The following is a 20,098-nucleotide window of genomic DNA, read 5'->3' on the forward strand; positions in this document are numbered from 1 at the left end:
ACCATTGCTATCCATTCATGGCTAAAAGCATTATCCCCTTAAACGAATTGCCAGTTATTGACAAGGATAGTGTTGAAACCTCAAACCTTGATGTTTACTCATCGGGTGCAATTATTGTAATGGATAAACCTTTAGGGTGGAGCAGCTTCGATATCGTTAAATATGTACGAATTCGGATTCCTGCAAAAAAAGTTGGTCATGCCGGTACGTTAGATCCTTTGGCTACGGGACTCTTATTGTTGTGTTCTGGCAAGGCAACCCGAACCATTTCCGAAATTCAATCCCTAAAAAAGACCTATGTAGCAAGAATAAAGTTTGGTGTATCTACTCCAAGCTACGATTCTGAAATCGAGCCGAATGAAACCGCAGAATGGCAACATATAACCGAAGATGATATCAGGAAAATCATCAAGGAAAAGTTTACAGGGACGATATTTCAAACTCCACCGGCTTATTCTGCAATAAAAGTAAAAGGGGAAAGACTTTATAAAAAAGCGCGAAAAGGGGAAGATGTTGAACTTCCTGTCAGACAGATTTCTATTGACTCCATCGAAATCCAGGACTTTTCCTTGCCTGAAATTACCGTGAAAGTTCATTGCGGTAAAGGAACATATATTCGTTCTTTGGCCCATGATTTAGGAATTGCTTTAGACAGCCGTGCTCACCTCACCTGGCTGAGAAGGACTGATTCAGGGGGCTTTTCTGTTGAGAATGCATTAACACCCGATCAATTTGGAGATCAAATAAAGATGATCAAAAATGGCTGAAATTATTTTTTTGAATGACGTTAAAAGAGATTTGAACACCGTGCTTACTGTAGGCACGTTTGACGGCGTTCATGCAGGGCATAAAGTTCTTATTAACAAGGTTTTGGATGTTGCTGAAGAAAAGAAAGCCCGCAGCGTAATTGTAACTTTTGATCCTCATCCGAGGGATATTATCAACCCCGGTGATGCGGGAATCAAACTTCTGAGCTCTCTTGATGAGAGAAGCGAAATGCTAACAGATTTAGGCGTAGATGAAATGGTTGTCATTCCATTTGACCGGGATTTTTCACTTCTGACATCCGAAGAGTTTGTACGAGATATTATCTGGGAAAAAATTGGGGTCTCAGCATTTGTAATTGGCTACGATCATCAATTCGGGAGAAATCGCGAAGGAACAATCGAAACCGTACAGGAGCTTGGCAGAGAACTTGGTTTCCATACACATGTAGTGTCAAAACAGGAAGTGGGAGACAAAACAGTAAGCAGCACCGCTATTAGAAAGGCGATCTATGAGAAAGGCGATATGGAACTGGCGGCTTCTCTTTTAGACAGATTTTATATTCTGAATGGAACGGTGGTTCACGGCGATAAGAGAGGAAAGAAAATTGGATATCCAACAGCGAATATTCAGCCGCAAAATTCACAAAAAGTGATTCCCAAAGATGGTGTTTATGCCGTTTGGGTTAGGTTTGAAGGGGAATTCTATCAAGGAATGATGAATATTGGTCAGCGCCCGACGTTTAATGGTGGCGGTACAGTTTTAGAAGTTCATATTCTTGATTTTGAAAAAGAAATTTATGGCAAAGATATCCAGTTACAATTCGTGAAACGCATTCGGGAAGAGCAACATTTTGATGGTATTGAAAATCTCAAAAATCAATTAAGAAAAGATGAAAAAGAAGTTCGTGATGTTTTAGAGAATAGATCTCCAAATATTGCAAAACACTTGAAATAACTTTATTTTATGTAGCTATGTTAGATAAAGTAAATTTGATAAATCAGAAATGAGCATAACAAAAGAAAAGAAACAAGAAATTATTGAAAATTACGGTGGCTCCGGAGAGAATACCGGGTCAACGGAAGCGCAGATTGCTATACTTACCGCTCGAATTAATGATCTGACTGAACATTTAAGTGGAAATAAGCAAGATCATTCATCACGGCGTGGCCTTCTAAAAATGGTAGGAAAAAGGCGACGACTTCTTAACTACCTTAAGGATAATGATATTGTGAAATACAGGGAATTGATTAAGGACCTGGGTATTAGAAAATAAGCATCTCCAGTTTGGCACGTATTTACACGTGCCTTTTTTTTATCCTCAAATACCGTTCGCTTACCATGTGGTATTTGTTTGATTTGCTTTTAAAAAAGGATAATTACATTTGACAATTTAGACGAAAGAAAAAAATAGATTTTATGAAAGAAGATTTTAAAAGTGTTGAGTTTGCACCGGGGAAAACATTATCAGTTGAGACGGGAAGACTTGCAAAATTAGCTGATGGTGCCGTAATGGTGCGCATGGGAGATACCATGGTTTTGTGTACAGTTGTAAGCGCTAAAGAGGCAAAGCCGGGTCAGGATTTTTTCCCACTAGTAGTTGATTTACGCGAAAGCTTTACTGCTGGAGGAAAATTTCCGGGAGGATTTATCAAGCGGGAAGGCCGCCCTTCAGACAATGAAACTCTTGCCAGCCGATTGATTGACAGAAGTTTGAGACCTCTTTTCCCTGATGGATATTACAATGATACTCAGGTCATTTGCCAGGTTTTTTCATCCGATGGTCAGCATGAGGCCGATGTATTGGGAGCTTTGGGAGCCTCTGCAGCAATTCACATCTCAGATATTCCCTACGATGGTCCCATGGCCCAGGTGAAAGTTGGACGAATCAATGGGGAGTTTGTAATCAATCCAACCATTGATGAGCTAAAAGAAAGCGATATGGATATGATTGTTGCCGGTACTGCCGACAGCGTGATCATGATTGAAGGAGAGATGAAGGAAATTAGCGAAGGTGAAATGCTGAATGCCATTAAAGAAGGACATAAAGCCATCGCAAAATTATGTGAATTTCAGGAAGAGCTTCGAAGAGAGTTTGGTGTTGAAAAACGCGATTTTGAACCATCGTCATTCGACGAAACCCTGAAAGCGAAAGTAGAAGAATTGGCTGCCGGTAAAATAAATGAGATTGTAAATACCGGTCTCGGAAAAGAAGAGTATAACGGCCAGCTCAGAGAAGTCAAGAATCAGGCAATTGAAGAGCTTACGGCTATTGAAGAATATGAAGAAGCCGAAGCAGACATTTCCAATATTCTGAGCAAGATCGAAAAAAATGAACTCCGAAATATGATTTTGGAGAAAAAGCGAAGAATTGATGGAAGAACCCCTGAAGACATTCGGGATATCTGGACGCAGGTTGGATACCTTCCCAGAACTCACGGATCTTCCATATTTAGCCGTGGTGAAACACAAGCACTTGTTTCTGTAACGTTAGGAACAAAACAGGATGCTCAGTCCATTGATACTTTGTTTTATGAAGAGGATAAAACCTTCTTCCTGCACTATAATTTCCCTCCATTTTCTGTAGGAGAAGCAGGATTTATGCGAGGTCCCGGCCGACGCGAAATCGGGCATGGACATCTTGCAGAACGAGCTCTGAAAATGGTTTTACCTAAATTTGAAGACTTTGGTTACGTAATTCGGGTTCGATCCGACATTTTAGAATCCAATGGTTCATCTTCCATGGCATCCGTGTGTGGAGGTTCTATGGCTCTGATGGATGCAGGTGTGCCATTGCCGAAACCAGTTGCAGGAATTGCAATGGGAATGATTGTTGGAGAAAACAACACCGTTGTACTTTCTGATATTCGGGGCGAAGAAGATTTCATGGGAGATATGGACTTCAAAACCGCCGGTACCGCCGATGGTATCACAGCTACCCAAATGGATATGAAAGTTCAGGGAATCAGCTTTGAGATTATTGAAGAAGCCCTTGAACAAGCCCGAACAGGTAGGTTACATATTCTGGAGAAAATGGCGGAAACCATTTCAACAGGTCGAGAAACCTTATCTGAGTATGCACCGCAGTTCATCAATATGACGATTGATGGCGACAGTATTGGCGCTGTGATTGGGCCTGGCGGTAAAGTGATTCAAACTCTTCAAAAAGAAACAGATACAGAAATCTGGATTGAAGAAGATGATAAGGGCAAAGGTCAGATTACCATTTCTGCTGATAGCCTTGAAAAAGCTGAAAATGCTAAGAAACGTATTCAGGCTATCGCCGGTCAGCTTGATGAAGGAGCAACTTACGAAGGTACCGTAAAAGCCATTAAGGAATACGGAGCTTTTGTTGAGATTGTACCTGGTAAGGAAGGATTGCTTCATATCTCAGAGTTAAATCACAGTCATGTGAAGAAAGTAGAAGATATTCTTTCAGTTGGAGATACTGTAAAAGTAAAACTGCTGAAAGTTGAACATGGTGGAAAACTTCGGCTTTCAAGGAAAGCACTGCTTCCAAAAGATGATGAGTGATAGTTTAGCAACCTAAACTAACTTATTTTAAAAGCGACTTCATTTTTTGAAGTCGCTTTTTTTATTTTAAGCCAGTATTACTGTGAGCTTTGTTCTGTAAGTGTATTATTTTTATCAAATGAGATTCTTAAAAAAAATTCTGTTTCCAATCATTTTTACACTGGTACTGATTTCAAACGGATATAGTCAACAGAATTCTGATCCTAAAGGTGCTTTTGTACGTTCTTTAGTTGTACCTGGATGGGGGCACTATTATGTAGATCATAACGAATGGAGAAGGGGACAGATTCATCTTGGTGCAGAGGTGGCGTTGATTATTTCCTATTTTGGTTTTTCAGCTCGCGCAGATAATTTGGAAACTCAATATGAAACGCTCGCCTCTTTAGAGGCCGGAGTGGATATCTCTGGCAGAAGCCGAACGTTTAGAATTGCCATAGGTAATTTCAATACATTGACTGAGTATAACGATTTTCAACTTCGGAGCAGAAATTGGAACCGAATTTTTGATGCCCAAGCTGAGAACAAGTGGAATTGGGAAACCGAGGATGCACGTAACAGTTATAACGATCTCCGTTCAGATGTTGATCGTGTTAGAAACCAACTTCCTGCAATATTTGGTTTGATGGTAGTGAACAGAGTGATCAGTGCAGTAAGTGCCTATAATCGGGCAAAAAACCATTCCAAGACTCCTGAGCTCTCTCTCTTACCCGTCTCCACACGTTCAAATGGTCTGGGAATTGTTGGGAAAATGAATATTCGATTCTAGCAGAGCAGACACTTCATGAATAATCGTTATAAGCTCACATTCGAATACGATGGTACGAATTTTAATGGCTGGCAAAAACAGCCTGAAGGCCGGACGGTTCAGGATGTAATTGAAAAAGCGTTGAGTACATTTTATCAAGAGCAGATAGAAATTGTGGGACAGGGTAGGACGGACGCCGGTGTACATGCAAAGGAACAGGTAGCCCATGCCGATTTGCCTTCTTTGTACAGTCTTCAGCGGATTTTGAGGGCAATGGCAGGACTCTTCCCTGAGGATGTAGCTCTGGTTGATGCAAAAAAAATGGATGATGATTTCCATGCAAGATTTCACGCCAAATCGCGAATATATCAATACCGTGTTTTAGAAAGACAATCTCCAATAATGAGGAATTTTTCCTGGTCCGTTTTTAAGCCAGTATCAGTTGCATTGCTGGATGAATGTGCGGGGATGATTCTTGGTGAGCATGATTTTATCAATTTCTGTATTCCTCCGGATATAAGTGAGATGACAACGTTATGTACTATTCAGCAAAGCTTTTGGAGAAAAGAAGAGGGTGTACTGATCTATCAAATTGAAGGAAACCGGTTTTTACGCCATTTGGTACGACGACTGGTGGGAGCAATGGTCCAGGTCGCAGATGGCACACTTCAATTCAATGATTTTCAACAGTTGTTAGTAACTCAGCCTGCCCGGCGTAAAGCTCATGCCGCACCGGCAAAGGGACTCACGTTAATGAGTGTTAGCTACTAATTTTTCTTGTCTAAATTTCCATTGGGAAAGAGATAACCAATGGATTCATTCGCACATTTTTCGGCTCTAAAAAAATTAAAAAAATGATGGATTTTGGTTTTTTTAAAACCGTTTTAAAACTGTAGTAATGATCATGGTTATAGTTTGCTTGTTAAATAAGTTCTTTTCGTTGTAAGTTTAAGGAGGTATATTTTAATGTATCCGTGATTTTGTCGTTTTCAAATTGCCTCTTTAGTATGTATTCAAAGGAAAAATCAGAGATTCTCTTTTCAGAGAAAGCCCTATTTAATATTAAAGTACCTTATAAGCTGATAGAGACAAGCCAAACAGACGAGAAAAAGCCTTTAATAGTATACTTACATGGATTTAACGATCATATTGAATCGTTTTTAAAAACCTGTAAGCCATTTTTAGATCGAATTGAAGCCTACCATTTGTTTATTCAGGCTCCATATCCACTTTATGATAGATCCCACAAGAAAAAAGTTGAGGAGTGGGGAAGGGCCTGGTACTTGTATGATGGAGATCAAGAACAATTTCTGAATTCACTGGCGAAGACTTCAGAATTAATTGACGAGGTACTCACAACCTTAGAAAACAAGGTTTCAGTTGAAAGGCTTTGTGTGCTTGGCTATTCTATGGGAGGATATTTAGCTGGTTACTATGCTTTAACACGATATCATTTGGTGAATGACTTAATTGTTGCAGGTGCAAGAATCAAAACTGAAGTTTTGAATGAAAACTGGGGTTTAATCAAAGATTTACAAGTGCTTGCAATCCATGGTAAAGGAGATAATAAAGTTGATTATAAGCCTCAAAGAACCGAAATTGTACGATTATCAAAAAATGGTATAAATGCAAATTTCAAACTGATTAATCAAAAGCATATTTTTAATGTTGCGTACATTAAAGAAGCATGTGATTGGTTAGTCGAGAAGGGCTACAGTCGAAATAAGTATGCATTAAAACATTAACTAATCTGTTCATCGGCAACCTCATAAACAGACAAATTTTTTTATGGAAAAATTAGAAGGACTAAAAATTCTTGTTGTAGAAGATGATCCAACAGTAAGACTGCTCGTAAGAAAAGCTCTTGAAAATCATGGAGCAACCATATCTGAAGCCGATTCTGCAAAAAATGGAGAGACCAAAGCTCTGCAGAATGAATATGACATGATTGTTCTGGATTTACGTTTGCCGGATGGAACTGGCTATGATGTCTGTGTAAATCTGAGAGATCAAAATGTTACGACTCCGATTTTGGTATTGTCAGCAGAACAAGAGACAAACATGAAGGTGAAAGTCCTGAACGTAGGGGCTGACGATTATCTTACCAAGCCCTTTAGTGTTGAAGAACTTCTTGCACGTATTGAAGCTATAATGCGTCGAAGTATTTCACAGGGAACAGAAAGTGAGCTGGAATGTTATGAAATGAAAATTGACCTTATTAAGCGAAAAATGATTATCAATGACGCTGAGGTTGATTTAACAAACAGCGAGTTTAACCTTCTTGTATATTTGGTGAGAAATAGAGGGAGAACAGTGTCTCAGGAGGAGCTTGCAAAAAATGTTTGGGGAATTGGTTTTAATACTCAGACCAATTATATCAACGTGTATATTAGCTACCTGAGGAAGAAAATTCGGAAACATTCAGATTTTGAATATATACGAACGATCAGGAAAAAAGGCTTTAAGATTGTGTGTGGTCCCAAAGAGAAAGAATGATAAATTAACTCTTTCTCCTCTCTAACATATTTGTACATCAAACGAATCAGATCTGATCTCTTCAGAAACCAGCAAATATGAGAATTGTTTAGTCTGCGAAGGAGAGAGGCTCTTCTTCTACGGTGTTAGATTCTGAATGTCTGAAAAGCAGATATTCTTCGGGAGTAACATCGGCAATTAAATAATTCAATGGATCAATCGGGCGATTTCTAACCAACACTTCATAATGCAAATGCGGACCTTCTGTAAGCCCTGAGTTTCCACTAAATCCGATTAACTCGCCTCTTTGAACTTTATCTCCTGTTCGTAATCCATCAGCAAACGTTGACAGGTGAGCGTATCTGCTGACAAATCCAAAACCATGATCGATCTCTATAACATTTCCAAATGTTCCTTTTCTACCGGCAAATTTTACAGTGCCGTCACCGGTTGCAAATACGTCAGTATTAATATCAGCACGAAAATCAATCCCCTCATGCATTCTCTTATAGCGTAGAACCGGGTGGATTCTCATTCCATATCCGCTAATAATAATACCATTTACAGGGCGTATGGCGGGGATGCTTTTGAGACGCTCCTGGTTTGAATTATAGTAGTTTTTTACCTCGGCAAAAGAGACCTTTTGAACTCCCATTCTTCGTTCAAGACGATCTAATTTTGATGCCGTACTTCGCAGAATTTCTGAAGTTTCTTCGGTGTAATAATCAAAATGTGAATATCGATCTGTACCGCCAATTCCTCCCATCCTCAAATCTTCGGTCACAGGATCCAGGCCAAGTATGGTTCGATACATTTCATTATCCAGTTCAGAAATAGCTTGTAGCTGGTTTTCAATATCAATAATGGATGATTCAGCACGCTTGAGTTGATCAATAAGAGCCTGATTCTCATCCTTAAGCATAATTTCTGCGGGAGTGCCAATATAATTTGTCAGAATAGAGAGGCCAAAAGCTGCTAAAACAATACCGTTAATGAGCCAAAAGGAGAGGGAGTGGGTGAGCTTTTTTTTGATGTCGTATTCAATAGGTACAAATTCACAACGTTCTGAGTCGTAGTAAAAGTGATTTTTCTTAGCCATAGAAAATATTAAAGAGGTAGGTTTTAGCCTTAGAAATTTAGTCTTTATCTCCGTAAAATAAAAATTCAGATCGATATATTCTATTATTCAAAATCGCCTTCAAAATATTCAACGGCTCTTCGCGGCATTTCACTTCTTTTCTTCTTATCCGCGATATGTTTTTTAATTTTTTTCTGAAACGCTTCGGCGGCGTTATATCCGTAATGCTTGAGAAGGTAGTTCATCGCAATAACTTCCGCAATAACCGTAATATTTTTACCCGGAGTAATGGGCAGGTGAATTAACGGAATATTCGTTCCAAGTATTTCAACTGTATCATGATCAAGACCGGTTCTGTTGAGATTTTCGGTATCCTCCCAAAGGGATAATTCCAGGATCACTTCTAATCGTTTTTGATAGCGAACGGAACGAATCCCAAACATAGACATGACATCAACAATGCCGAGGCCCCGTATCTCCATGAAATGTTTGTTCATTTCTGTGGCGGATGCCAGCAAAACATTGCTCTTTTTGGTTAGCATCACCACGTCGTCCGAAACAAGCCGATGCCCTCGTTCCACCAAATCCAGGGCTACTTCACTTTTCCCTAATCCGGATTTACCGCTTATCAGTATGCCAATTCCATACACATCCACCATGGTTCCATGAAGCATGGTTTGAAGGGCAAAATAATCTTCAAGGAAATCCCGAAGCAGATACATGAATTTGGTGGTTTCCATTTCGGTTCTGAAGATGGGAATTTTTCGTTGCTCTGCTTTTTTGTAAAGGGTATCACTCAGTGTATTTCCACTGGTGAGAAAAATCACAGGCAAATCAAATGAGACAAGCGTTTCAAAAGATTTTTCGCGGCCTTCTTCAGTTAAATTTCGAAGAAAATTGCATTCGGTATTCCCAATTACCTGGATTCGCTGATAGGTAAATAGATCAACATAACCAGCCAGGGCCAGGCCGGGTCGGTGCAGATCTGCCTCCGTAACCAATTTCTTTTCTGCCTGAGATGCCGCTGCGCACGGTTCAAGCCCTATCTGGATTCGTTCTCTTAATTTTTCAATGAGATATGAAACCTGAATGTCTTCTCGTCGCGGTATGGCTTCCTGGTTGTATAGAGACATCTACCTGTCGTTTGTTATTGAGAGTCTAAAAATCGTTTGAAAATAAAGAATTCCCGCAACTAAGAATACAGAATGTTAACTGGTTATCCTTAACTGCGGGAAGCTATCATATTTATTATTGATGTTCGAAGTTCTTCGTTTTGTATTTACGTAATTGCCGGACCGCAGTATCTACAGCGGCTCCCATTGCCTGCTCATAAGTTGGGGCATCTTCGGATACGTTAATTAATTTTCCCGGCACTTTTACATTCAGTTCAGCAGTTGAGGGGTTTTCATCATCCTGTCCGGGTTTAAGAATAATGTCGCAAACAATAATTTTATCAAAAAACTGATCCAATTTTTCTACGGCATCCAGGCAATATTGCTTTAAATCCGGACTACTTTGAAAATGTCTTGCTGTGAATGTAGTTTTCATATTTACCTCCAATTAGGATTTATTTTCTGCCCTTGGATGGGCTTGACTGTATATTTTTTGAAGTCGTTCAACACTTGTATGTGTATATATTTGTGTAGATGCAAGATTTGCATGACCAAGAAATTCCTTAATTAAACGGATATCGGCCCCGGCATCCAGCATATGGGTGGCAAAACTGTGGCGAAGTGTATGCGGACTTTTTTGAGTGACTTCGCTTACTTTTAAGAGATATTTTTTGATGATTCTCTGCACCATTCTTGGATAAATTCGATTACCGCCAACCGATAGGAAGAGAGCATTTTTTGCCTCTTTACTACTTTTCGTTGTAAAGAGCTCAGATCGTGTTTGCAGATGATTTTTTATAGCATCCAGAGCTTTATCACCAAGAGGTACAATCCGCTGTTTACTACCTTTCCCAAGCACGGTAAGTTGATGTTGATGAATTTGTATGTCCTTCACATTTAAATTTGTAAGCTCACTCAATCGTATTCCTGTTGAGTAAAATAGTTCCAAAATTGCCCGTTCCTGTACGGTTTCAGGAGCAGGGTCACTGGCAAGTTCCATCATTTCATTGATTTCACCGGCCTGTACAATTTTTGGTAATCTCTTTTCTTTTTTGGGGATGATGAGTAAATGAGCAGGGTTTTTTGTGATATAACTCCGTTTATAACAGTATTTAAAAAAAGAACGAACAGCAGCCACTTTTCTTGCAATTGTATTTCTCGCCATGCCTTCTTCGGTCAATTCACCCAGCCACAGTCGAATGGTTAACCTGTCAATATCGGAAACATCAACTGAATCGGGTTCTTTTTCGAAGTGTTGAGCTGTAAAGTCCAGAAGCTGGGTCAGGTCGTTCTGGTACGAAGTAATGGTGTGATCGGAAGAATTTCGTTCAATTTTCAGATACTTCAGGTATTTATCGATCAGCTCCTTCATCTCCTGAAATATGCAATGTTAATCATTAAAAATAAACAGCTAAACTCTTTGAAATTTTAGACTTTTCGTCCCTTCCAGTTAGTTGACGTTCCACCAAAATAATCCCGGATTTTTACGATAGCCAGCCATTCAAACCACAATACAGCAATCGGGTGGGTAAACGAAAAAAGCGGGTTCATTTTAAACCATATGGCAAGGATTAATCTTTGCATCAATATCAATACGATGGATGCAACAGATAAGAAGAAGATTGTGCGGTTAAAAGTTAGTAGCGAGATTAGAATAGTAATGAAAGGGAGCACGAATACTATCAGATGCAAGACTCCCATCAGAATAAAGACGAATATGGAATTGTTGAATCCAAGTAGAAAGTTTTTTCGAAACCCTTCAAAAATTTCATTTTCATTGTGATACATCCGGCAGGAAACAGTTCCAATCCCATCAAACATTCGCAAAACAAATCCTTCTTTTTTAATCCGTTTTGCCAGTTCAACATCTTCTATCACCTGGTTTTTTACCGATTCGTGTCCGCCAATTGTTTCATAAGCATGCCGTCTAAAAGCAAGACACTGGCCACAAGCGGCTGTAAATTTCGTATTCATTTTTTTTCTAAGAAAAGAAGGCATCCATTTGGGATTTCTGTAGACGTAAATCGCCGGCAAAACACTGAGTAAGGTGTAATAAACAACCGGAATGATTGTCTGTTCCCAAAAAGTGACGAGTTTCTGCCTGGGCCAAACGGTAAGCATGTCCAGATTATAATGATCAAATGAAGCAACAATCTTTCTTAATGTACCCGGCTGGATTTGGGTATCCGCATCCAGGAAAAGAAGAATCTCTCCAGTACTTTTGTGGAATAACTGATGGCAAGCCCACGGTTTTCCCAGCCAGTTAGCTGGCTTTTCTTTCCCTTTATAAACAAAGAATTTCCTGGGATATTTTTCTTGGAATGATTCAGCAATTTCAAAAGTTTGGTCGGTTGATTGATCGTCCATAACAAGAACTTCATAATTCGGCCAATCTTGATCTTTAAGTGATTGGAGCAAATTTCGAATCGAGCCTTCTTCATTCCTGGCGGGGATACAAACCGATACACGGAGTTGATTATCCAGGGAAGATTCGGCGTAAAGTGATGTCAGTTCAATCCGGTTTCTTAAAAAAATTATTGACGTGATCAGCAGATAAAGTAAAGAGAAGAAAAGGAGCCAGGTTATGATTTGTAATGCCATGAAATTGTAGTTACTATAACTATATAACTTGGTTGAGAACGATATTTATGCCGAATTGATTCAGGGTACAGCATGAATATAATATCTAATTATTCCAGAGATGCTCAAACCGACAAACCAAAGCCAGGGAGTTATGAATGGTGGTACTTCGATGCGCAGTCGGTAGATGGGTATAAAATTGTAGTCATTTTTTACGAAGGCAATCCTTTTTCAAGTAAATACATCCATGCATTGCAAAATGGAGGGGGTTCAACGGCGGAGAAATACCCGGCCGTAAGTATTTCTGTCTATCAGGAAAGCAGACCTGTTTTTTATTCTTTCCGAGAAGTGGAACCGGAGCAGGCAGATTTCTCTTCTGAAATGCCTTTCGGAAAAATAGATAAGTGCTCCTTTCAAGGGATAAATCACCAGGCGAGAATTGAATATAAAATTGAATTGGATCAGGAGCTTTCAACCGGAGATTCAATCCGTGCCAGCTTACTTTTTAGCAATGATATTCAGTCGATACCGAAATTCAAATCTTCGGGTAAAAACCGGGGTTCACATGAATGGAACCTGGTTTTGCCTTCTTGCCATGTGCTTGGCGAAATAAAGATTGATGGATATGAAAAAAAAGAAATTGCATTCAACGGATTAGGCTATCATGATCACAACACCGGGTTTGAGCCTTTAAAAAAGAGCTTTAAAGAATGGTACTGGGGAAGATATCACCTGGAAGATTCTACATTTATTTATTACTTGATGAACCGCGGTGATTCCTGGGAAAACAGAGCATGGATCATTGATAAAAATGGCTCTCTTTTTGAATGTGAAGATGTTGAAATTTCCAGTTATAGTTTGTCACTATTTGGATTTAAATCAGCGAGGGTTATTGAATGCAAAGCCGGTGATGTTGAAATTTTTGTTCAACTGGATCAGGTATTGGATAACGGCCCTTTTTATCAGCGTTTTGGAGGACGATTACTTCTGAAAAATGAGAGTGGAATTAGCGAATCAAGGGGAATATCGGAGTATATCAGACCGGCCAGAATTCATCAAAAAATTTTCAGACCATTAGTAAATATGCGAATTACTTATCCTGGAAAAATTCATTGGGTTCAGAAAAATCCTCATCTGTACCGTTGGACATGGTGATGAAATCTTCGAAGTAGTTTTTACTCCTGACTAACTTTTCAGGAACTAATTGCCTTTTCAATTCTGTCTTTCAGGGCGGGAATGATGGGATGAGATATTTCACTTTCAAACGGTTCGATAAAAATAGTTGAACAGGAGAGATGGTCAGCCGTTCGAAAGTGATCGTAAAGATCTCGTGCTAAAGACGGGTAATCTTCATCATAGGAATGGACATTCTTTTGAGAAGATTGTTGCCGTTGACGGTGAAAGAGATAGTAGTGATTTGAATCTGTAATTTTAAGAATCGGCTCCACAAGCCACTGTACATCGGCCCTGGGTTTGTAGTGAGTAAATCTTGTGCCAGGGCTTTTCTTTTGAGTTGATTCGTCTGACTGATCAGCCACCCATACTTTTTGACACAATACATCTTCAATCATTCTTGCATCTACAAATCCGGGGCGGAGAACGGTGATTTTTTCACCACTCAAATCCACAACAGTCGATTCCAAGCCGATTTTTGAAGAATCACCATCCAGAACGGGGAGCTCAGGGCCGAAGTCTTCTTCAATATGACGGATATTTGTAGGGCTCGGCCGACCGGATTTATTGGCACTTGGTGCTGTTAACGGAACGGTTTTTTTGATGAGTGAAAGTGTTAAAGGATGATCCGGCATACGAATGGCAACCGTATCCAAACCACCGGTTACGATATCCGGAACACTATCTTTCTTTTTTAAAACGATACTTAACGGGCCCGGCCAGAACTGATCCGCCAATTTTTTTACGGTCTCGGGAATTTCACTCGCAAGCAAGTCTAACTGGTCAAAATCACTGATGTGGACAATCAAGGGATTCTCGGAAGGCCGGCCCTTTTGCTCAAAGATTTTTTTAACGGCATTTACATTAAATGCATCAGCGGCAAGGCCGTAGACAGTCTCAGTAGGTATCGCAACAGTATGCCCTTTTTTGATGAGATCGGTGGCTTTTTCGAGCGTTACCTTCATACCGGTTCCGTTTCTTCAACGTTGGTTTTTTGAAGTTTTTGCAGATAGGAAATCGCCGCATCCACATTCGGTATGTTTGAAATAACAAAGGTTACTGCATCATTTTTCTGGACAACCTGGTAAGGATGTTCCTTATAACTCTGAATTTTCTTTAGCGTGCTTTGGAAGAGCCCGGTGTCATAGAAATGATCACCAAGTTTACTCTCATTTTTAGGACAAAGTAACCACATTCTATCAGATCTGGCAGTCACTTTTTTGAAGAATAAGCGAGATGCAAGTAATTTGATTTTAGCCGCCTTCAATAAGTTGATGCCACTGTCGGGCATTTCTCCGAAGCGGTCTTCTAATTCTTCCTGCCACTCATCAATTTGTTTTAAACTTTCAGCTTCGGAAAGTTTTCGATATAAATTCAACCGCTCCACACTGTCTTCCACATACGAATTCTTCAGGTACGCAGACAGGTCGAATTCTACTTTTGTGTCGGGGTAATCTACCTTTTTCTCCTCATGTTTGAAGAGTGAACCGTACTCTGTTTCCTTCAATTCCCGGACGGCATCATCGAGGATTTTGGTATAGAGTTCAAATCCAATATCAGAAATGTAGCCACTTTGCTCCGCTCCGAGAATATCACCTGCGCCGCGAATATCAAGATCTCGCATCGCAATGTTGAAACCGGATCCCAGATCGGAAAATTCTTCGAGTGCAGTGAGCCGCTTTCGTGCTTCCGGGGTCAGTGTATTAACCGGCGGTGTGATCAAATAACAGTAAGCTTTTCGGTTTGAACGGCCCACACGCCCACGTAATTGATGTAGTTCAGATAAGCCAAAATTGTTGGCATTGTTGATAATAATGGTGTTTGCATTGGCAATATCGATTCCGTTTTCAACAATATTTGTAGATACAAGTACATCAAATTTATTGAGATAGAAATCCCGGATAATTTTTTCGAGTTTGGCAGGAGACATCTGTCCGTGTGCAAATCGAACCCGAATATCCGGGACGAGTTGTCGGATCATCCCAGCCATTTCTTCAATATTTTTTACCCTGTTATGAATGAAGAAAACCTGGCCGCCACGGGAAATCTCTTCAATGATAGCATCCCGAATTAATACTTCATCATAACTGTGAATTTCCGTATAAACCGGTTGCCGGTTGGGGGGAGGGGTGTTGATAATACTGAGATCACGGGCTCCCATCAGGGAAAATTGAAGTGTTCTTGGGATGGGGGTCGCGGTAAGTGTCAACACATCCACAGAAGCACGAAATTCCTTTAGTTTCTCTTTGACGGTTACACCGAATCTCTGTTCCTCATCGGTAATCATCAAACCAAGATCCTTGAACTTTATATCCTTTGAAACAATACGGTGGGTTCCGATCAAAATATCAGTCTTTCCTTCTTTGAGATCTTCGATGATCTGTTTTTGCTCCGCTTTTGATCGAAAACGGGAGATCACGTCCACTTTAACAGGATATTCCTCCATTCGGCGGCTAAATGTTTTGTAGTGCTGATCTGCCAAAATAGTCGTGGGTACTAAAACCGCAACTTGTTTCTGATCCATCACGGCTTTGAAAGCTGCACGAATGGCAACTTCCGTTTTCCCAAATCCTACATCGCCGCAAACGAGCCGATCCATTGGTTGGGAAGATTCCATATCGTTTTTCACCGCATTGATGGCATCCATTTGGTCCGGTGTTTCCTCGAACTCAAATCGTGCTTCCATCTCCGTTTGCCAGGCATTATCCGATGAATATTCGAATGCATCTTGTGCTTTTCTCTTGGCGTAGAGTTCAATCAGGTCTTTGGCAATGTCTTTAACTTTCTTCTTGGTACTTGCCTTTTTACGAGCCCATTCTCCGGAACCAAGTTTGGTTATTTTCGGAACTTTCCCCTCTTTACCGGAATATTTTTGAAGCTTGTGAAGGCTCGAAACATTCACATAGAGAATGGAGTCCTCCTGGTACCGAAGCACGGCCGCTTCCTGAACGGCTCCCCGAACTTCAATCTTTTTGAATCCCGCAAACTTCCCGATTCCATAATCTACGTGAACCACATAATCACCAATATTCAGGTCTTTCAGCTCTTTGAAAGAAATTCCACCACGAACTCTCTTCCGGTTGATTCTGGGGCGGTGATACCGGTTAAAAATCTGGTGATCCGTTAAAATGGCCAATCCGTTTTCAGGAAGCAGAAATCCTTCCTGAAGATTCTGGATGAGAACGGTGTATCGAAAATTGTTAGCCGAATCACCTAAAATATTTTCAAATCGGTCTTTTTGATTTTCGTGATCTGTTAGGATGTAAGTATGATTCCTTTTTTTTGTCTGATCAGATATAAACTCCTTGAGAAGTTTAAAACTTCCGTTGAAGGATGGGTGAGGAGATGCCTTCAACTGAATCGACTCATCCGGCTCAATCTTCTGATTGAATGTACCCAAAAGAATCATCCCGAAATTCTGGATTGTCTCATCCCATTCTGTAGTCGTTAAATATTCAGAGGAGGGTTTGGGATGATTTTCCTGATCGAGCTGCTCATAAATTTCCGTCGCTTTTTCAAAATGTTCCTGGATTTGTTCGCGGATCAGGTCTGAATCTTCAGCAGCTATAATCGAATTTTTTGGCAAATAAGACATCAAACTGTCTTTATCTCCACTTTCGGAAGTTGCGGCATTCGGAACCAATCGGGTTTCATTCAGAAAAGCAATCGATCGCTGGGAATCCGGATCGAATTCACGAATTGAGTCAATTTCATCGCCAAAGAATTCCAGCCGGACCGGGTATTCTCCCGAAAATGGAAAGACATCAAAAATACCCCCACGAATGGCAAATTCACCAGGAGCATCCACAAACCGGGTGGCCCGATAACCTTGCTCGGTAAGCTTTTCAGAGAGTTTGGCCGGAGCATGTTCGTCTCCCTTTTTCAAATGAATGGACGATTCGTAAAACTGGCTTGCAGGTACAAGTTTTTCCGTGATGGCATCCACCGAAGCGATAATTGTAAGCGACGGTTTTTCACTCAGCATCTCTAAAACTTCGGAACGCTGAACCATAACCGACATATCCACAACCTTTTCCTGATCATACGGTTTGTTTCTTGTGGGCGGAAAAAGGTAAACATTGGATGCTCCGAGATTCTCAAAATCAGATGCAACGGAAGCCGCTTTTTCAAAATCCTTTGCGATATAGAGGAGGGTTTGGGTTTTGCCCCGAATGTTTGAAAGGAGAAAATTCGCTGAAGAACCGATAAATCCCTTCCATTCGAGGATCGCTTTTCCCTCTAATTTTTCAGCAATATTTTGGGAAGAAACTCCTACGTTTTGCTGAATTGCCGATGTGATCTGGTCAATCATTTTTTGTATTCAAAAACTGTAATTCGTTTCTCTCAGGAGTAAAACAATGGGGATCGTGTGAAGAATCGTTCATTTAAAAATCCAAGTAAGAGTACCAAAATTCCCAATCCCAAATACCACGGATAGAGTTCCCGGTAATCGATGTAAATAATTTCTTCAATCTCTGATTGTTCCAGGCGGTCGATTTCATCATAAATATCAATCAGTTCCTGTAAATCAGTAGCCCGATAATAATTTCCCCCGGTTTGATTGGCTACCTGTGTTAGCATCTCTTCGTCGATATTTACTTCCACATTTTGGTAACGGCGGCCAAAAACTGGGTCGTCGACAGGGTAGGGGGCCGTTCCCCTGGTTCCTATTCCAAGCGTATAAATCCGGATGCCAAAGGTTGCAGCCATCTCACCGGCGGTAATCGGGTCAATTTCACCGGCGTTATTCATTCCGTCTGTCAGAAGAATAATTACTTTACTTTCCGCTTCGCTATCCCTCAGCCGGTTGATGGATGTTGCGATTCCCATGCCAATGGCCGTACCGTCCCGAACCATGCCAAGATTCACAGATTCCAGCATATTTTTCACCAGATCGTGATCGAGTGTGGGAGGCACAACAGTAAAACTTTCGCGTGCAAAAACGTTGATTCCTATTCTGTCTGAAATTCTTTCGTTGATAAAATCGGAAGCAACTGACTTTGCCGCTGCCAACCGGTTTGGAGAAATGTCTTCAGCCAGCATTGACGATGAAATATCAATACTTATGATGATATCAATTCCCTCGGCATTACGCTCAATATTTGAGTTTTGAAGTTGCGGCCGGGCCAATGCCATCACCAGGAGAACATAAGCGCCAATGTAAAGAATGGGTGTCAGCCAAATTAAGTAGGCCCGATAATTTCCCGGCAGTTCTTTAAAGAACTTTGTGGAAGAGAAGGTTAGGGATGGATCTTTTTTGGTAAGGACAAACCATAGCTTATACCCGATATAGAAAGGCACTAAAATCAGTAGCCAGAAAAATTCGGGATTTGCCCAACTCATGAAACTTCTTCTTTGTTTTTTATCTTATCGCCCTTCACAATTCCATGCTTTACTTCGTACTTGTACTTCATATACTTGATCTGCTCGTGATTTACAACCTCGGCCGTTTCGATAAACAAACGAGCCGTATGCAATGCTTTTTGTGCACCTTCTGTGCCCGGATTGAAATTGGCAAATTTTACGATATCCGCTTCATTCAGAACTTTTCGGGTGATGGAGATTATTTTTGGTGGAGCGTGTTCATCCTGAAGAGAAAGAGTGATCTCTGATGTTGTCATTTCAAGAGCGTGGAATTCATAAACACGTTTTATGTATAGTCGGATGGCATCTCCCAATTCAACATAGAATCTTTCAAACTGTTCAAATGTTTCAAGAAATTCCACATCAAAGAGGCCTGAAATGGTTCCTTTCAGCTCTTCAATCGGATCCGAGAAGGGGGCGGGAGGAGCCACCGGTTCAGGTTCTGGCTCTTCAGTGATTTCTCGATTGGTGTACCATCTGTAGAAATAATATCCTGCAATTAAAAGAATAATCAATCCAAGAATATACGGCCACCATGCTCGTGCAAATGAGAAGATCGGTTTCATTGGCCGGAACTCATCATCGTCGGCAGCGAGAGAAGTTTTAAAATGAAGGGGGACAGGAGTCGTGGTTACTGTGGTATCACGAGTTTCTGATTGTACGGAAATTTCTTTTGGACCTATCGTCAGATCCTCGATCCCGAAAAATTGAAGATTGTAAACAATACTGTCTCTCCCGGCGGTTGACTGATATCGCTGGACTGAATTTACCGTCAAGTCTTCTTCAAAAGATTCTTCGGTTGGGAATTCAATACTGCTGTATGAGCCGTTGAATACAATAGTGTACGTAAACTGATCGCCTACTTGCAGCGAGTCTGCATCCACATAGGTGTGGATTTGTTGAGCAGTACTGGCTGCTGAGAAGCAGAAGCTTAGAAACAGAAAGACAAAAAATGTTGCCGGTTTCACGCAGATTTAAATGATTCAGAATTAACTCTAAAAAAATTCAAGTCCTAAAGATAACGAATGCTTTAACGAAAGTGGAAACGGATTATTTAATCCACCGTTGAATTCTTATTTGATTCCACCAAGAGGATGAAAAGATGTGCCAAAAATAAAAAAAGTGAATGGGAGAACAACCCATTCGGAAAAGTATTTAGTGGAACAGTAAAAAAATCCGGTTACCAAATAACCGTTAAATGTATCAAGATTATTTACATATAGAATTCAAAATTCGGGTTAGGTAATGATCAGACTATTTACTATGAAATTG

The 20,098-nt window shown here is 40.4% G+C and carries 18 protein-coding genes; 9 read left to right on the forward strand and 9 right to left on the reverse strand.

Annotated elements, in window-relative coordinates:
- The first annotated feature begins 17 nt into the window (after positions 1–17).
- From truB to L0B18_RS11170, 8 genes are all read left to right on the forward strand, one after another.
- A complete protein-coding gene (gene truB / locus L0B18_RS11135) occupies positions 18–767 on the forward strand; it encodes a tRNA pseudouridine(55) synthase TruB (protein WP_234571851.1) in 750 nt (249 codons plus the stop codon).
- Positions 760–1,722 (forward strand): bifunctional riboflavin kinase/FAD synthetase, encoded by a 963-nt coding sequence (locus L0B18_RS11140; RefSeq protein WP_234571852.1) that lies wholly within the window; start codon positions 760–762, stop codon positions 1,720–1,722. The genes truB and L0B18_RS11140 overlap by 8 nt, the downstream gene beginning before the upstream one ends.
- Before the next feature lie 49 nt (positions 1,723–1,771).
- A complete protein-coding gene (gene rpsO, locus L0B18_RS11145; RefSeq protein WP_234571853.1) occupies positions 1,772–2,041 on the forward strand; it encodes a 30S ribosomal protein S15 in 270 nt (89 codons plus the stop codon).
- Between the two features lie 143 nt (positions 2,042–2,184).
- On the forward strand, positions 2,185–4,299 hold the full coding sequence (gene pnp / locus L0B18_RS11150; protein ID WP_234571854.1) for a polyribonucleotide nucleotidyltransferase: 2,115 nt from the start codon (positions 2,185–2,187) through the stop codon (positions 4,297–4,299).
- 118 nt (positions 4,300–4,417) lie between these two features.
- Positions 4,418–5,065: a hypothetical protein gene (locus tag L0B18_RS11155; RefSeq protein ID WP_234571855.1), complete on the forward strand. Its 648-nt coding sequence runs from the start codon at positions 4,418–4,420 to the stop codon at positions 5,063–5,065.
- A gap of 15 nt (positions 5,066–5,080) precedes the next feature.
- On the forward strand, positions 5,081–5,815 hold the full coding sequence (truA, locus tag L0B18_RS11160) for a tRNA pseudouridine(38-40) synthase TruA (RefSeq protein ID WP_234571856.1): 735 nt from the start codon (positions 5,081–5,083) through the stop codon (positions 5,813–5,815).
- A gap of 236 nt (positions 5,816–6,051) precedes the next feature.
- On the forward strand, positions 6,052–6,789 hold the full coding sequence (locus L0B18_RS11165; RefSeq protein WP_234571857.1) for an alpha/beta hydrolase: 738 nt from the start codon (positions 6,052–6,054) through the stop codon (positions 6,787–6,789).
- Positions 6,790–6,832: 43 nt separating this feature from the next.
- Positions 6,833–7,540: a response regulator transcription factor gene (locus L0B18_RS11170; RefSeq protein ID WP_234571858.1), complete on the forward strand. Its 708-nt coding sequence runs from the start codon at positions 6,833–6,835 to the stop codon at positions 7,538–7,540.
- Positions 7,541–7,628: 88 nt separating this feature from the next.
- Here L0B18_RS11170 and L0B18_RS11175 read toward each other — a convergent pair whose 3' ends face one another.
- The 5 genes from L0B18_RS11175 to L0B18_RS11195 form a co-directional block, all read right to left on the reverse strand.
- Positions 7,629–8,618: a M23 family metallopeptidase gene (locus L0B18_RS11175; protein WP_234571859.1), complete on the reverse strand. Its 990-nt coding sequence runs from the start codon at positions 8,616–8,618 to the stop codon at positions 7,629–7,631.
- 83 nt (positions 8,619–8,701) lie between these two features.
- The gene (gene hprK, locus L0B18_RS11180) at positions 8,702–9,730 is read right to left on the reverse strand and encodes an HPr(Ser) kinase/phosphatase (protein WP_234571860.1); all 1,029 of its coding nucleotides are present in this window, start codon (positions 9,728–9,730) and stop codon (positions 8,702–8,704) included.
- A gap of 115 nt (positions 9,731–9,845) precedes the next feature.
- On the reverse strand, positions 9,846–10,145 hold the full coding sequence (hpf, locus tag L0B18_RS11185) for a ribosome hibernation-promoting factor, HPF/YfiA family (protein WP_234571861.1): 300 nt from the start codon (positions 10,143–10,145) through the stop codon (positions 9,846–9,848).
- Positions 10,146–10,157: 12 nt separating this feature from the next.
- Positions 10,158–11,081 (reverse strand): tyrosine recombinase XerC, encoded by a 924-nt coding sequence (xerC, locus tag L0B18_RS11190; protein ID WP_234571862.1) that lies wholly within the window; start codon positions 11,079–11,081, stop codon positions 10,158–10,160.
- Between the two features lie 56 nt (positions 11,082–11,137).
- The gene (locus tag L0B18_RS11195) at positions 11,138–12,310 is read right to left on the reverse strand and encodes a glycosyltransferase (protein ID WP_234571863.1); all 1,173 of its coding nucleotides are present in this window, start codon (positions 12,308–12,310) and stop codon (positions 11,138–11,140) included.
- 72 nt (positions 12,311–12,382) lie between these two features.
- On the opposite strand from L0B18_RS11195, the gene L0B18_RS11200 reads away from it, so the two are divergent.
- The gene (locus L0B18_RS11200; protein ID WP_234571864.1) at positions 12,383–13,444 is read left to right on the forward strand and encodes a hypothetical protein; all 1,062 of its coding nucleotides are present in this window, start codon (positions 12,383–12,385) and stop codon (positions 13,442–13,444) included.
- 38 nt (positions 13,445–13,482) lie between these two features.
- Here L0B18_RS11200 and L0B18_RS11205 read toward each other — a convergent pair whose 3' ends face one another.
- From L0B18_RS11205 to L0B18_RS11220, 4 genes are read right to left on the reverse strand one after another with little or no spacing between them, the layout of a single operon-like run.
- Positions 13,483–14,427 (reverse strand): L-threonylcarbamoyladenylate synthase, encoded by a 945-nt coding sequence (locus L0B18_RS11205; protein ID WP_234571865.1) that lies wholly within the window; start codon positions 14,425–14,427, stop codon positions 13,483–13,485.
- Positions 14,424–17,774: a transcription-repair coupling factor gene (gene mfd, locus L0B18_RS11210; protein WP_234571866.1), complete on the reverse strand. Its 3,351-nt coding sequence runs from the start codon at positions 17,772–17,774 to the stop codon at positions 14,424–14,426. The genes L0B18_RS11205 and mfd overlap by 4 nt, the downstream gene beginning before the upstream one ends.
- A 32-nt stretch (positions 17,775–17,806) precedes the next feature.
- A complete protein-coding gene (locus L0B18_RS11215) occupies positions 17,807–18,805 on the reverse strand; it encodes a vWA domain-containing protein (RefSeq protein ID WP_234571867.1) in 999 nt (332 codons plus the stop codon).
- Positions 18,802–19,794 (reverse strand): hypothetical protein, encoded by a 993-nt coding sequence (locus tag L0B18_RS11220; protein ID WP_234571868.1) that lies wholly within the window; start codon positions 19,792–19,794, stop codon positions 18,802–18,804. Before L0B18_RS11220 ends, L0B18_RS11215 begins: the two co-directional genes overlap by 4 nt.
- Positions 19,795–20,098: the final 304 nt, after the last annotated feature.

It is taken from the genome of Rhodohalobacter sp. 614A (assembly GCF_021462415.1).
Lineage (GTDB): Bacteria > Bacteroidota > Rhodothermia > Balneolales > Balneolaceae > Rhodohalobacter.

Excerpts from the sequence above, each read along its gene's own strand:
- L0B18_RS11170 (WP_234571858.1), top strand. The coding sequence starts at position 6,833 with ATGGAAAAATTAGAAGGACTAAAAATTCTTGTTGTAGAAGATGATCCA.
- L0B18_RS11205 (WP_234571865.1), bottom strand. The coding sequence starts at position 14,427 with ATGAAGGTAACGCTCGAAAAAGCCACCGATCTCATCAAAAAAGGGCAT.
- L0B18_RS11195 (WP_234571863.1), bottom strand. The coding sequence starts at position 12,310 with ATGGCATTACAAATCATAACCTGGCTCCTTTTCTTCTCTTTACTTTAT.
- pnp (WP_234571854.1), top strand. The coding sequence starts at position 2,185 with ATGAAAGAAGATTTTAAAAGTGTTGAGTTTGCACCGGGGAAAACATTA.
- L0B18_RS11200 (WP_234571864.1), top strand. The coding sequence starts at position 12,383 with ATGAATATAATATCTAATTATTCCAGAGATGCTCAAACCGACAAACCA.
- hpf (WP_234571861.1), bottom strand. The coding sequence starts at position 10,145 with ATGAAAACTACATTCACAGCAAGACATTTTCAAAGTAGTCCGGATTTA.
- mfd (WP_234571866.1), bottom strand. The coding sequence starts at position 17,774 with ATGATTGACCAGATCACATCGGCAATTCAGCAAAACGTAGGAGTTTCT.
- L0B18_RS11155 (WP_234571855.1), top strand. The coding sequence starts at position 4,418 with ATGAGATTCTTAAAAAAAATTCTGTTTCCAATCATTTTTACACTGGTA.
- xerC (WP_234571862.1), bottom strand. The coding sequence starts at position 11,081 with ATGAAGGAGCTGATCGATAAATACCTGAAGTATCTGAAAATTGAACGA.
- rpsO (WP_234571853.1), top strand. The coding sequence starts at position 1,772 with ATGAGCATAACAAAAGAAAAGAAACAAGAAATTATTGAAAATTACGGT.
- L0B18_RS11165 (WP_234571857.1), top strand. The coding sequence starts at position 6,052 with ATGTATTCAAAGGAAAAATCAGAGATTCTCTTTTCAGAGAAAGCCCTA.
- truB (WP_234571851.1), top strand. The coding sequence starts at position 18 with ATGGCTAAAAGCATTATCCCCTTAAACGAATTGCCAGTTATTGACAAG.
- L0B18_RS11175 (WP_234571859.1), bottom strand. The coding sequence starts at position 8,618 with ATGGCTAAGAAAAATCACTTTTACTACGACTCAGAACGTTGTGAATTT.
- truA (WP_234571856.1), top strand. The coding sequence starts at position 5,081 with ATGAATAATCGTTATAAGCTCACATTCGAATACGATGGTACGAATTTT.
- L0B18_RS11140 (WP_234571852.1), top strand. The coding sequence starts at position 760 with ATGGCTGAAATTATTTTTTTGAATGACGTTAAAAGAGATTTGAACACC.
- hprK (WP_234571860.1), bottom strand. The coding sequence starts at position 9,730 with ATGTCTCTATACAACCAGGAAGCCATACCGCGACGAGAAGACATTCAG.
- L0B18_RS11215 (WP_234571867.1), bottom strand. The coding sequence starts at position 18,805 with ATGAGTTGGGCAAATCCCGAATTTTTCTGGCTACTGATTTTAGTGCCT.